9 protein-coding genes are annotated in these 12805 nt (G+C 65.4%); 4 read left to right on the forward strand and 5 right to left on the reverse strand.

Annotated elements, in window-relative coordinates:
• Window positions 1–2: 2 nt before the first annotated feature.
• The 3 genes from K2O51_RS20010 to K2O51_RS20020 all read right to left on the reverse strand — a co-directional run bounded on the left by K2O51_RS20010 (window position 3) and on the right by K2O51_RS20020 (window position 2557).
• A complete protein-coding gene (locus tag K2O51_RS20010; RefSeq protein WP_220631537.1) occupies window positions 3–983 on the reverse strand; it encodes a glutathione S-transferase family protein in 981 nt (326 codons plus the stop codon).
• 154 nt (window positions 984–1137) lie between these two features.
• Window positions 1138–2139 carry an acyltransferase gene (locus tag K2O51_RS20015; RefSeq protein WP_220631538.1) on the reverse strand — a complete coding sequence of 334 codons (1002 nt, stop codon included), beginning with the start codon at window positions 2137–2139 and terminating at the stop codon, window positions 1138–1140.
• Window positions 2140–2230: 91 nt separating this feature from the next.
• Window positions 2231–2557 carry a hypothetical protein gene (locus tag K2O51_RS20020; RefSeq protein ID WP_011297626.1) on the reverse strand — a complete coding sequence of 109 codons (327 nt, stop codon included), beginning with the start codon at window positions 2555–2557 and terminating at the stop codon, window positions 2231–2233.
• A 354-nt stretch (window positions 2558–2911) separates the two neighbouring features.
• Between K2O51_RS20020 and K2O51_RS20025 the strand changes: the two genes are divergently transcribed.
• The 4 genes from K2O51_RS20025 (at window position 2912) to K2O51_RS20040 (ending at window position 9743) form a co-directional block, all read left to right on the forward strand.
• Entirely contained in the window at window positions 2912–4819 is a 1908-nt protein-coding gene (locus K2O51_RS20025) for a sigma-54-dependent Fis family transcriptional regulator (protein ID WP_220631539.1), read from the forward strand.
• 273 nt (window positions 4820–5092) lie between these two features.
• The gene (locus K2O51_RS20030; RefSeq protein ID WP_220631540.1) at window positions 5093–6511 is read left to right on the forward strand and encodes an aldehyde dehydrogenase family protein; all 1419 of its coding nucleotides are present in this window, start codon (window positions 5093–5095) and stop codon (window positions 6509–6511) included.
• Window positions 6512–6633: 122 nt separating this feature from the next.
• Window positions 6634–7554: a transporter gene (locus tag K2O51_RS20035; RefSeq protein ID WP_220631541.1), complete on the forward strand. Its 921-nt coding sequence runs from the start codon at window positions 6634–6636 to the stop codon at window positions 7552–7554.
• A gap of 32 nt (window positions 7555–7586) precedes the next feature.
• A complete protein-coding gene (locus tag K2O51_RS20040; protein WP_220631542.1) occupies window positions 7587–9743 on the forward strand; it encodes a PQQ-dependent dehydrogenase, methanol/ethanol family in 2157 nt (718 codons plus the stop codon).
• 63 nt (window positions 9744–9806) lie between these two features.
• Here the strand turns inward: K2O51_RS20040 and K2O51_RS20045 are convergent, their stop codons facing one another.
• Complete coding sequence (locus K2O51_RS20045) at window positions 9807–10727, reverse strand: hydroxymethylglutaryl-CoA lyase (RefSeq protein ID WP_140953464.1); 921 nt, start codon at window positions 10725–10727, stop codon at window positions 9807–9809.
• Window positions 10728–10761: 34 nt separating this feature from the next.
• A complete protein-coding gene (locus K2O51_RS20050; protein WP_220631543.1) occupies window positions 10762–12786 on the reverse strand; it encodes an acetyl/propionyl/methylcrotonyl-CoA carboxylase subunit alpha in 2025 nt (674 codons plus the stop codon).
• Window positions 12787–12805 lie beyond the last annotated feature (19 nt).

Raw genomic sequence — 12805 nt, forward strand, 5'->3', positions numbered from 1 at the left:
AGTCAGGCAAGCGTCTCCCGCCCATGCGGCGCATCGAGATCCAGCACCGGCCCCGCAGGCACGATACCTGCCGGATTCAGCGTACGGTGGCTTTCATAGTAATGGCGCTTGATGTGCTCAACATTCACAGTCTCCGCAATACCCGAATGCTGGTAGATATCTCGCACAAACGCTGACAGGGCAGGGTAATCGGCAATCCGCCGCAGATTGCACTTGAAGTGCCCCACATACACGGGGTCGAAGCGAACCAGCGTGGTGAACAGCCGGATGTCAGCCTCCGTCAGGCGATTGCCCACGAGATAGCGCTGCATCGACAGCCGGTTGTCGAGCCAGTCGAGCGTCTCGAACAGCGGCCACACGGCTTCTTCATACGCTTGCTGCATCGTGGCGAAGCCGGCCTTGTACACGCCGTTGTTGACGGTGTCATAGACACGCGCGTTGACCGCGTCGATTTCCTCGCGCAATTCCGCCGGGTAGTAATCGCCCGGCCTGGCGCCGACCGCGTCGAACGCACTGTTCATCATGCGCAGGATTTCCGACGACTCGTTGTTCACGATGGTGGCCCGCTGCCGGTCCCACAGAACGGGCACCGTGACCCGGCCCGTGTATTGCGGATCTGCCGCCGTATAGACCTGGTGCAGTACGCGCGCGTGATTGACAGTGTCTGGCACCACGCCGGGACCTTCGGAAAAGGTCCAGCCTTCTTCACGCATGAGCCAGTGCACGACCGAGACGCCGATCATGTCATCCAGCCCCTTGAGGCGCCGCATGATCAGCGTGCGATGCGCCCACGGACACGCAAGGCTGACGTACAGATGGTAGCGCCCGGCCTGCGCCGCGAAGCCGCCGTTGCCCGACGGGCCCGGTGCGCCATCGGCCGTGATCCAGTTTCGGAATGCTGCGTCCTTGCGCACGAAGCGCCCGCCGGTGGAGGCGGTGTCATACCACTTGTCCTGCCACTGGCCATTTACCAGAAGTCCCATTTGCTGCTCCTTGACGGTGGCGCGCGGTGTGCGTGTTGCGCGGGCCGATGCCGCCATGGTGAGCGCTTTCGGACGGCTTTCCCTACGATTTTCCAGAGCAACTCGTTCGACTGCGTTGAACAAGTTGCCGCCTGATCCACTTTCGAAAGCGGCTTCAGCGGTCCGTCGACTGCGCCAGCAGGTCATCGATCTCCGCGTCCTTTTCCTGCCAGCGTGCGTCGAGCCAGCGATGGAAATCGCCACGGAATCTGGAATCGGTGCCGTAGTCTGCGTTGCAGAATGCAGTCGGGATGGGCAGTTGCCGCATGCGCACGATTACCGGGCCCGTACGTCCGCACGCAAACTGCCAGAAGCTCGGTGAACCGTGCGGATAAACGATGGTGGCGTCGAGCAGCGCACGAAAGCGACTTCCCATGCAGTTGATTGTCACTGCAAGCCCGCCTGCGCGCGGCTTGAGCAGGTGTCGGTACGGCGACGCCTGCGCCGCGCGCTTGGCTTCGCTGAAGCGCGTGCCTTCGGCGAACACCATCACGCTGGTGGGAGACAAAGAAAATTTCTCGCAGGCGCGCCGCGCGGTTTCCTGGTCCTCGCGCCGCAGTTCGGGCCTGCGGCGCAACTGCGCCCGCGTGTGGCGCTTCATGAACGGAAAGTCCAGCGCCCACCACGCCAGGCCGATGAACGGCACATAGAGCAACTGCTGCTTGAGGAAGAACTTCAGCAGCGGCACGCGCCCGTTGAGCACACGCTGCAGCACGAAGATGTCCACCCACGACTGGTGGTTGCAGTTGACCAGGTACCAGTCGGAACGTGCCAGGCCGGTCACGCCGTCAACGTCCCACGCGTGCCGCTGGATCGCGCCGAACCACGCGCCGTTGCAACGGATCCATGCACGCGCGACGGCATTGAGTATGGGGTCGAGGCGCCGCCTGGCACCGGGCATCGGCAAGGCCAGCTTCAGCAGTGCCAGCGGGAACAGCAGCAGGCACCAGAACACGGTGTTGAGCCCCAGCACGAGCAGGCTGGCGGCACCCAGCGGCCAGCTATGCGGCGGAGGGCGCGATGTGCGCTGGTGGGCGGGGCGGACGTTGGTTTCGTGGTGACCGGGCTGGCCGGCAGCGATGGCGCTGCCGGCGTCGGGGGAGGGAGGCGATGTCATGCGCGCAAGTTTGGCGGCGCAAAGCGCACGAGGACTTGCGCGGGATCAAGTCCTGTCCGATGCGATCCGGAAATCAACGATTGTCGCCGGATCACTCGGCGTCCTTCTTGGCAGGCGCCTTCTTATGGCTGTTGTGTGACTTGCCAGACGATTTCGGCTGCGTGGATTTGTCATCCGCGAGCGAAGAGGCCGTGCCTTGCTTTGCGCCTTGCGTGTACGGATCGAACTTGTCCCCGGCGCGCTGCGAGTCTGGGACGTAGCCGTCCTTGTTGGTGGCACGCTGCGCATCGGGAACGTAGCCGTCCTTGTTGGTGCTGCGCATGTTGTAGTCGTAGCGGTCCGCCGGATTGGCGGGCCCCGCGGCGTAGGCGGCCATTGGGGCAAGAGCGGCGATGGCCAGTGCGGCAACGGCTTTCATGAGTGCTCCTTGCGAATCGGGATCACGCAGATCCCATCTGGGGACGTGCCAGACCCTAGCCTAGGCGCATCGGCCACAAAGTTCCAGTGCCGGGTAAGGCGGCATGTGTCGTGAACGTTGCCCGACTGTCTCAATCTGAGACACCGTGATCGTCGACGGAAATCGAGTACCGCGTCGGCAGTGAAATTGCGCTGCCAGCCGTCTTGTATTCGCGGGAATGCTCCAATAAAGTACCGTCCAGCTTACGCGCGGGTCGCCAGTGGCGGCGCGGCGCGAAGACCGACCGGTCTCACGCGAAGGCCGGCATCCCGCTGTCGTGCCCGCTGCGCACGCTGGCCAACGGAGACAAACGCAATGCCACTTGCACCCGCTGCCCTTGCACGCGACGCCTCGGCGGCGCGGCAGAATTTCCTCGAAGGAAAGGATTTGCCCGCCGGCATGGTGCCCGACCCGATCGTGCGTTCGTGGCAGCGCGCTGTGCAGGCCGGCGTGCGGCCCGAGCAGCGCCTGCTGTTCTCGGATGTCGTCACACGCAGCCAGTGGCGGCGTGCCGAAGAAGAGAACCAGGCGCTCATCACGATGGCCGCTACCGATATGGATATCCTTGCCGGCGCATTTCCGTCGCAGCATTGGATCGTGCTGTGCACGAATGCGCAAGGCACGATCGTGGCGTCGCACGGTCGGCTCGGCGCGGGCCCTACGGAGCCGTCGCCATTGCAGCATGGACGGATGCTGTCGGAGGAAGGCATTGGCACCAATGCGCCCGGTTGCGTGCTGGAAGAGCGCGGCGGCCCTGGTATCGAGATTCGCCGGGGCGAGCACTATCTGCATGAACTCGTCGACGTGGTCTGCGCGGCAGCGCCTATCTTCGATTGCCATGAGCAGCTGATTGGCGTGCTCGATGTGACTGGCTTCGGCGTGGACCTGCCGCGCTACACGCTGTCGCGAGTACAGGCGGCTGCCATGTCGATCGGCAACCGAACGTTCGAACGGCTGCCCGGCTGCCGCGTGGTGCGCCTGCATCATGACTACCGCATGTTGCAGACGCCGGTAGAGGGCGTGATCGCCGTATCGGAGGACGGCGTGGTGGTCGCAGCGAACCGCGCGGCGCGGCAGATGCTGCATCTGTCCGATGCGGCTCTTGGGGTCACCGAAATCGGCAGCCTGCTGGTTGGCGGCCTGCGTGGCCTTGGCGGTTCCGCGCCTGCGATGGTCCATACCCACGGAGGCGAGCGTCTGCACGTCGTGGCGGCGCATCCGGCGGGCACGCGGACGGTGTCCTACCCAGGCAGTACGCCACAAGCTGCTGGCGCGCCGCAGGTCATCGCGGATGGGGCGCTCGGCCGCGTCTTTGGCAAGGCCATCATGGCGGTGCGCGAACAGGTGCCGCTGATCCTGCTCGGCGAGACCGGCACGGGCAAGAGCATGCTGGCGCGCATGCTGCACGAGGCGAGCCGGCCCGATGGCAAATTCATTTCGCTGAACTGTTCGGCAATTCCGGAAGGCCTGGTGGAGGCAGAGCTGTTCGGCTATGCCGATGGCGCCTTCACCGGCAGCCGCCGGGGCGGCTGCGCGGGCAAGATCGAGCAGGCCAACCACGGCACGCTGTTTCTGGACGAGATCGGCGACATGCCGCTCGCGTTGCAGACGCGCCTGCTCAGCGTGCTGCAGGAGCGCAGCGTCACGCGCGTGGGCGGCGCTGCGTCCATTGCGGTCGATATCTCCGTGGTCTGCGCCACGCACCGCAATCTGCAGGAACTCGTGCGCGAGGGCGTATTTCGCGAGGACCTGTTCTTCCGCCTCAACGGCATGTCGGTACGCCTTCCCGCGCTGCGCGAACGTACCGACCTGCCGGAACTGATCGACAGCACGCTGTCAGCATTATCGCGCGGCCGCCGCAAGGTGCTCGACGCCGACGTGGTGGCGTTGCTGATGTGCCATGCATGGCCGGGCAACGTGCGCGAACTCCATCAGGTGTTGCGCGCGGCGGTCGCGCTGTCCGGTGAAGCGGTGCAGATCCGCCGTGAGCATCTCGATGAAAGCTGGCTTGAGTCCGTCATCGATACAGCTGTCACCACGGCACCGACGACAATCATGCCGCCGCAACGTATGCCGACACGGCTGGCCGACGTTGAGAGCCGCATGATCGAGCGCACGCTCGCCGAACTGGGCGGCAACCGCTCGCAGGCGGCCAAGGCGCTGGGTATCTCGCGCGCGACCTTGTACCGGAAGCTGGCCCAGGACAGGGACAAGGGCCGCTAGTTTTCCGCTGCCTCAATCTGCGCCGACTGTCTCGGGCGGACTGACTCAAGCTGAGACAGTCCGCCGCGCACTCCCGCATATCCCCCTCGAAAAGGGCCTGTTTCCGGCCGGAAATCCTCTCCACGCCGTCGTCGGCCGTGCAGGCACGCCCATTGCATTGTGATGCGTGAGCGCCGCTTCACGCTTGATGCAATGCCGGTTTCCTCCAGTGACGGCATCGAAGCGGTCGCTTCCCCGACGCACACTGACAATGCAAAAGAGGAGACACACACCATGCAGACCCATGCAGGACTGCTGATCGACGGAAAACTGGTGCAGGGCAATGCCACGCTGGACGTGGTCAACCCGGCCACGGGCGAGGTATTCACCACCGTTGCCCGCGCCACGGAGCGCGAGGCCGCTGCCGCCATTGCCGCGGCCAAGGCCGCGCAGCCAGCGTGGGGATCATTGGCACTGGAACAGCGGCGCGCGTTGCTGCTGCGCTTTGCCGACGAACTCGAAGCCAACGCGGAAGACCTGGCCGCGTCGTTGGTGCTGGAACAGGGCAAGCCGCTGGCCGAGGCGCGGCAGGAGTTGCAGTTCGCGCAAGCGTTCGTGCGCCACATCGCCGGGCTCAGCCTGCCGGTATCGGTCGTGCAGGACGATGCTACGCACCGCATCGAACTGCATCACAAGCCGCTGGGCGTCGTGGCTGCCATCGCCGCGTGGAATTTCCCGGTGCTGATCGCAGCCTACAAGCTGGCCCCGGCGCTCTTGATGGGCAACACGGTGGTGCTGAAGCCTGCGCCGACCACGCCGCTTGCGACGCTGCAGATGGGCGCCATCCTGAAAGACATCTTTCCGGCGGGCGTGGTCAATGTCATCACCGATGCCAATGACCTCGGCAGCTTCCTGACCTCCCATCCGGACATTGCCAAGGTCTCGTTCACGGGATCGACCGCGACGGGCAAGAAGGTGATGGCGAGCGCCGGCCCGGGGCTCAAGCGCATTACGCTGGAACTCGGCGGCAATGACGCGGCCATCGTGCTGGACGATGCCAATGTCGACGACATCGCCCCAAAGATCTTCGGCAGTGCCTTCTACAACTGCGGGCAGGTGTGCCTGGCGCTGAAGCGGCTCTACGTGCATGCGTCGATCCACAACCAGCTTTGCGAGGCGCTGGCGGAGCTGGCCCGCCAGGCTGTCGTGGGAAATGGTGCCGACGAAGGCGTGACGATTGGTCCGCTGCAGAACGCCATGCAGTACGACAAGGCGGGGCGTTTTCTCGCGGCGGCGCGGCACGACGGCAAGATCCTGGCCGGTGGCGCCTTGCTCAACGGCGATGGCTACTTCGTCGCGCCCACCATCGTGCGCGACCTTCATGACCAGAGCGAGCTGGTGGCGCAGGAACAGTTCGCGCCGATCCTGCCGGTGCTCCGGTACGACGCCATCGACGAGGCCGTGGTGCGCGCCAACGCTTCGCCCTATGGCCTGGGCGGCTCCGTGTGGTCGGCCGACGAAGACCGCGCCCGCGCAGTGGCACAGCGGCTGCAGGTCGGCACGGCATGGGTGAACCATCACCTGCACTTCGGCCCGCACATTCCGCTGGTGGGCGCCAAGGAGTCGGGCGTCGGCGTGGAGTTCGGCACCGAAGGCCTGGCCGAGTACGCGCAGCTCAGCGTGATCAACATCGCTCGGCAACAGGCGGCCTGAACACCTGCCAGCCAGCAACGCCGGGCGCCCATGCCCGGCGCACGGCCACGGCCACGGCCACGGCCTGTCCGCGTGCTGCACGCGGGCGGCCGGCCGTGCAACAAGAACAATTCGGAGGAGACATGCATCAGACACTGACGGCGCGCGGCCGGGGACGGCGCACGCCAGGCAGGATCCGGAGGGCATTGCAACAGGCCGGCGCGGCCATGCTGCTGGCCCTGGCCGCGCCAGCACACGCCATCGACGTGGACGCCGGCGACTACACCGCCTTGCCGGCCGGTACCAACCTTGGCCTGCTCTACTACCAGCACGTGGCGCGCGACCGCATCTATGCCGGGGGCAACCAGGTCGCGGGCGGCAGCCTTGACTCGGACGTCGGCATTCTGCGTTATGTGCATTTCATGGACATCGGCGGCTTTACCGTCGATCCGCAGTTCCTGCTGCCGTTCGGCAAGTTGCGCGGCTCAGACAACCTGTCCGCGCTTGGCAGCGCGAGCGGCGTGGGCGACCTGATCCTCGCGGCAACGGTCTGGCTGGTCAACCAGCCGGAGAAGAAACAGTACTTCGGCATCACGCCGTTCCTGTACGTGCCGGTGGGCAGCTACGACAAGGACAAGCCGCTCAACCTCGGCGAGAACCGCTGGAAGTTTGCGCTGCAGGCGGGCTATATTGCACCGCTGGCACGGAAGGTGACGCTGGACCTGGTTGCCGACGTGACGGTGTTCGGCAACAACACGAAGTTCGGCCCGGCATCGGCCACGTTGCGGCAGGATGCACTGGCGCAGGGGCAGGCGTGGCTGCGCTACCACTTCACGGATGCCTTCGATATTCGCGGTGGCCTGTCCTATGCATTTGGCGGCGAGACTTCGGTCAACGGCGTATCGCGCAACGATCGCACCAATACCTCGAAATTCTCGATCGGCTTCGCGTGGTTCCCGGCGCCGACCGTGCAAGTGCTGGGCACGTACGGCCAGGACATCTCCGTACGCAACGGCCCCATGGAGAATAATCGCTTCAATGTGCGCTTGCTCAAAGTGTTCTGACCCCACATTCCAACGACAAAGAGGAGATTTCGATGAACACCTCACAGATGCGTTCCCGTAACCGCTCACGCCGGCCGCACGGCCTGGTGCTGGCCGGCATTGCCGCCGCCATGGCCATGGCTGGCGTGACCGCGCAAGGCGCAGACGGCCGGCCCGTGACCGCGCAGAAGATACGCGCGAGCACCGCCCGCGTGGACGGTGCGGCCATCCGCGCCAACGAGACTGCCACGCCGAACTGGCCGACCTATGGCCTGGACTATGCCGAGACGCGCTTCAGCAAGCTTGACCAGATCCACGCCGGCAACGTGAAGGACCTCGGCCTGGTCTGGTCCTACAACCTTGAATCGACGCGCGGCGTGGAGGCCACGCCGCTGGTCGTCGATGGCGTGATGTACGTGTCCGCGCCGTGGAGCGTCGTGCATGCCATCGACGTGCGCACCGGCAAGACGCTGTGGACCTACGACCCCAAGGTCCCACGCGACCAGGCCTACAAGGGCTGCTGTGACGTCGTGAACCGTGGCGTGGCGCTCTACAAGGGCAAGGTGTTCGTGGGTTCGTTCGACGGCCGCCTAGTGGCCATCGACGCGGCCACCGGCAAGAAGGTCTGGGAGCAGGACACCATCGCCGACCGCAGCCATTCCTACACCATCACGGGCGCGCCGCGCGTGTACAAGGGCAAGGTCATCATCGGCAACGGCGGCGCCGAATATGGCGTGCGCGGGTACATCACCGCCTATGACGCCGAAACCGGCAAGCAGCAGTGGCGCTGGTTCACGGTGCCGGGCGATCCGTCTAAGCCGTTCGAGAATGACGCCATGGCAAAGGCCGCGGCTACGTGGGACCCGGCCGGGAAATACTGGGTCAACGGCGGGGGTGGCACGGTGTGGAACACGATGGCGTTCGATCCCGACCTGAACCTGATGTACATCGGCACGGGCAATGCCGGCCCGTGGAGCCGCAAGGCACGCAGCCCCGGCGGTGGCGACAACCTGTACGCGGCTTCGGTGGTTGCGCTCAACCCGGACACGGGCGAATACGTCTGGCACTACCAGGAAACGCCCGGCGACAACTGGGACTACACCTCGACCCAGGACATCATCCTGGCGGACCTGCCGATCGACGGCCAGCCGCGCAAGGTGATCCTGCACGCGCCGAAGAACGGCTTCTTCTTCGTGATCGACCGGACCAACGGCAAGTTCATCTCCGCGAAGAACTTTGTCGACGTGAACTGGGCATCGGGCTATGACAAGAACGGACGCCCGATCGAAACGCCGCAGGCGGATACCTCTGGCAAGCCCGTTGATGTCGTGCCGGGTCCGTTCGGCGCCCACAACTGGCATGCGATGTCGTTCAACCCGCGTCTCGGGCTGGCCTTCATCCCGGCGCAGCATGTGCCGCTGACGCTGGCCGACAACAAGGGATGGGAGCACAACCAGAAGGATTCCCCCGAAGCTCACCGCGGCGTGGGCTGGAACCTCGGCATGCTGGTCAACGCCGAGCCGCCGAAGAGCAAGCCGATGGGCCGCCTGATCGCGTGGGACCCGATTCGGCAGAAGGCGGTCTGGCACCAGGACTACACCGGCCCATGGAATGGCGGCACGCTGACCACCGCGGGGAACCTCGTGTTCCAGGGCACTGCGGACGGACGCTTTATCGCCTATCACGCCCAGACCGGCGAAAAGCTGTGGGAAACACCGACCGGCACCGGCGTGGTGGCGCCGCCTGTGACCTACCTGGTCGATGGCAAGCAGTACGTGTCGGTTGCCGTGGGCTGGGGCGGCGTGTTTGGCCTGAGCGCGCGTGGCACTGACCGGCAGTCGCCGGGCACGGTGTACACCTTTGCTGTCGGGGGCAAGGCCAAGGCGCCGGCATTCGCGCCGTATCCGATGGCCGAGCTGGTATCAGGCGTCAAGTACGACGCGGGCAAGGTGCAGGAAGGGCAGAAGCTCTACGTCAACAACTGCGTGTTCTGCCATGGCGTGCCGGGCGTGGACAAGGGCGGCAACATTCCCAACCTCGCTTACGTCGGTGCCCCGGTCATCGAGCATCTGGACAAGTTCGTGTTCAACGGGCCGTTCGTGCAAAAGGGCATGCCCGACTTCACGGGCAAGCTGACAGCCGAGGATGTGACCAAGATCCAGGCCTTCATCCTTGGCACCGCGGATGCCGTGCGGCCGAAGAAGCCGTAACCATGTAAAACGCCCGGGACGCTGCGGCGACCCGGGCGATGTGGGCAGGCGCAAGAGTCAGGCTCAGGCGCTTTGCTGCTGGCAACTGCATTTGAGCAATGCCTTGCCAACACGCGACCCATACGGCCGCCCGATTGCCTCGGAGATGAAGGCACCTGCCTGGATCACCTGGCCAAGATCGATGCCAGTATGGATGCCCATGCCATGCAGCATGTAAAGCAGGTCTTCCGTCGCCACATTGCCCGAGGCGCCCTTGGCGTATGGGCAGCCGCCAAGGCCTGCGACCGACGCATGGAAGATGCGGATACCGACCTGCAGGCTGGCCAGGATATTGGGCAGTGCCTGGCCATACGTGTCGTGGAAATGTCCCGCCACCCGCTCGCGCGGAAAGACTTGCGCCGCGGCGTTCATGACGGCCTGCGTGCGCAGCGGCGTGCCGACGCCGATGGTATCGGCGATGTCGATCTCGTCGCAGCCGAGATCGCGCATGCGCGATACCACCTCGGCGACCTTTTCGATCGCGATCTCGCCCTCGTACGGGCAGCCGAGTGCGCACGAGATGCTGGCGCGCAGGCGCAGGCCGGCCGCCTTGGCCGCAGCCGCCACGGGCTCGAAACGCGCGATCGATTCGGCCACCGAACAGTTGATATTGCGTTGGGAGAACGCTTCGCTCGCCGCACCGAAGATGACCGCCTCGTCGGCCCCTGCTGCCAGCGCGGCTTCGAAGCCCTTCATATTGGGCGTCAGCGCCGAATAGACGGTGCCGGCCCGCCGCGCGATGGCGCCCATGACTTCAGCGCCGTCGGCCATCTGCGGTACCCACTTGGGCGAGACAAACGATGCGGCCTCGATATTGGCGAAGCCGGCCTCGCTCAGGCGATTGACGAGTTCGACCTTGACCGCGGCCGGTACATGGTGCGTTTCATTCTGCAGGCCGTCGCGCGGCCCGACCTCGACGATCTTGACGGCGTCAGGCAACGGCAGCGCCTGGAGCAGGGAAGGGGCGTTGCGTTCCATGTCAGGCGGCCTCCTGTTCCAGCGTCACGAGCTGCGCGCCTTCCTGGACCTGGTCCCCCACGGCGTACAGCACTTCCTGCACCTTGCCGCCTGCGGGGGCAGTCAGCGTGTGTTCCATCTTCATCGCTTCCATGACGATCAGTGCATCGCCCTTGTTGATGGTGGTGCCGGCTTCGACCATGACGGCGATGATGCGTCCCGGCATCGGCGCGGCCAGCTTGCCGCCTTCGCCTTCAGACTCGCCTGCATGCATCAGTGGGTCCACCAGCACCAGCGAGCACTGGCCTTCGCCGCTGAAGACGTGCAGGGTGTCGCCTTCCAGATGGCAACGTCCCTTGACGGTGCGCTCGCCGAGATCGACGGTATGGACTTCGTCGCGCAGCGATGTGCGGAACGGCAAGGTCTTGTCGCGCACGGTCAGCGACTGGCGGCGGGCGTCGCTTTGCACGGCGACATCGATGTCACCGTCGGGCGTTTGCAGGCGATACGTGGTGCGGCCTGCACCGTTCAGTCGCCATGCGCCGGCGTGAGTCCACGGGGAATACTGGTCGGCGGTGTCGATATGTCGCTCGCGCGTTTCACGATCCAGCAGCGCGGCGGCGGCCAGCGCGATGGTTTCCATGCCGACCGGAGCGGGCGGCGGGAACAGCGTCGCTTCATTGCGCTCGATCAGGCCCGTGTCGAGATCGGCGGTGCGGAAGGCTTCGGACTTCACCAGCCGCTGCAGGAATGCCACGTTGGTCGACAACCCCACCACGTGATACGCCGCCAGTGCCTGCTGCATGCGCGCAAGCGCTTCGTCGCGGTCTTTGCCCCACACGATCAGCTTGGCGATCATCGGGTCGTAGTAGGGGCTGATCGTGTCGCCCTCGCGCACGCCCGAATCAATGCGGACACCGGCCGGGCCGTGCGCATCGCCGCCGCGCATGAACTGCACCGCAGGCGGCGTGCGCAGAAAGCGCAGCGTGCCCGTCGATGGCAGGAACTGCTTGTCAGGGTTTTCGGCGTAGATGCGCGCTTCGAGCGCGTGGCCGTGGATGTGGAGTTGTTCCTGCTTCAGCGGCAGCGGTTCACCAGCCGCCACGCGCAGTTGCCATTCGACCAGGTCCTGTCCGGTGATCATTTCGGTAACCGGATGCTCGACCTGCAGGCGCGTGTTCATCTCCATGAAGTAGAACGAACCGTCCTGGTTGGCGATGAACTCGACCGTGCCGGCGCCGACATAGCCGACTGCTTTCGCGGCGGCGACGGCCGCTTCGCCCATCGCGCGGCGACGTTCCTCCGTCATGCCCGGCGCGGGCGCTTCTTCGAGCACCTTCTGGTGACGGCGCTGCACGGAGCAATCACGCTCGAACAGGTAGACGCAGTTGCCGTGCGTGTCGGCGAACACCTGGATTTCAATGTGGCGCGGACGGGTCAGGTACTTTTCGACGAGCACCTTGTCGTCGCCGAAGCTCGCCGACGCTTCGCGCTTGACCGAAGCGAGCGCGGCTTCAAACGCATCGCCCGATTCGACCACGCGCATACCCTTGCCGCCGCCACCGGCGCTGGCCTTGAGCAGCACCGGGTAGCCGATGCGGTCGGACTCGCGGCGCAGCAGCGCCGGGTCCTGATCTTCACCGTGATAGCCCGGCACCAGCGGCACCGAGGCCTTTTCCATCAGTTGCTTGGCCGCGCTCTTGCTGCCCATCGCGTGGATGGCTGAAGCCGGCGGCCCAATGAAGACGAGGCCCGCGGCGGCGCAGGCTTCTGCAAACGCCTCATTCTCGGAGAGAAAGCCGTAACCGGGGTGGATCGCCTGCGCCCCGGTCTCCTTCGCCATCTCGATGATATGGTCGGAACGCAGGTAGCTGTCGCGCGCCGCAGCGCCGCCGATATGCACGGCCTCGTCGCAGAAGGCGACGTGGCGCGCATCGGCATCGGCGTCCGAGTACACCGCGACGGTGCGGATGCCCAGCCGGCGGCAGGTGGCGGCAACGCGGCAGGCGATCTCGCCGCGGTTGGCGATCAGGATCTTGTTGAACATGGTTTCTCCTGGAATGGGG

The organism is Cupriavidus pinatubonensis (assembly GCF_019602855.1).
In the GTDB taxonomy this organism is placed as follows: Bacteria; Pseudomonadota; Gammaproteobacteria; order Burkholderiales; family Burkholderiaceae; genus Cupriavidus; species Cupriavidus pinatubonensis.

What these genes read in the sequence shown, in the direction of transcription:
- K2O51_RS20010 (WP_220631537.1), bottom strand. Translation starts at nt 983, where the DNA reads ATGGGACTTCTGGTAAATGGCCAGTGGCAGGACAAGTGGTATGACACC.
- K2O51_RS20015 (WP_220631538.1), bottom strand. Translation starts at nt 2,139, where the DNA reads ATGACATCGCCTCCCTCCCCCGACGCCGGCAGCGCCATCGCTGCCGGC.
- K2O51_RS20020 (WP_011297626.1), bottom strand. Translation starts at nt 2,557, where the DNA reads ATGAAAGCCGTTGCCGCACTGGCCATCGCCGCTCTTGCCCCAATGGCC.
- K2O51_RS20025 (WP_220631539.1), top strand. Translation starts at nt 2,912, where the DNA reads ATGCCACTTGCACCCGCTGCCCTTGCACGCGACGCCTCGGCGGCGCGG.
- K2O51_RS20030 (WP_220631540.1), top strand. Translation starts at nt 5,093, where the DNA reads ATGCAGACCCATGCAGGACTGCTGATCGACGGAAAACTGGTGCAGGGC.
- K2O51_RS20035 (WP_220631541.1), top strand. Translation starts at nt 6,634, where the DNA reads ATGCATCAGACACTGACGGCGCGCGGCCGGGGACGGCGCACGCCAGGC.
- K2O51_RS20040 (WP_220631542.1), top strand. Translation starts at nt 7,587, where the DNA reads ATGAACACCTCACAGATGCGTTCCCGTAACCGCTCACGCCGGCCGCAC.
- K2O51_RS20050 (WP_220631543.1), bottom strand. Translation starts at nt 12,786, where the DNA reads ATGTTCAACAAGATCCTGATCGCCAACCGCGGCGAGATCGCCTGCCGC.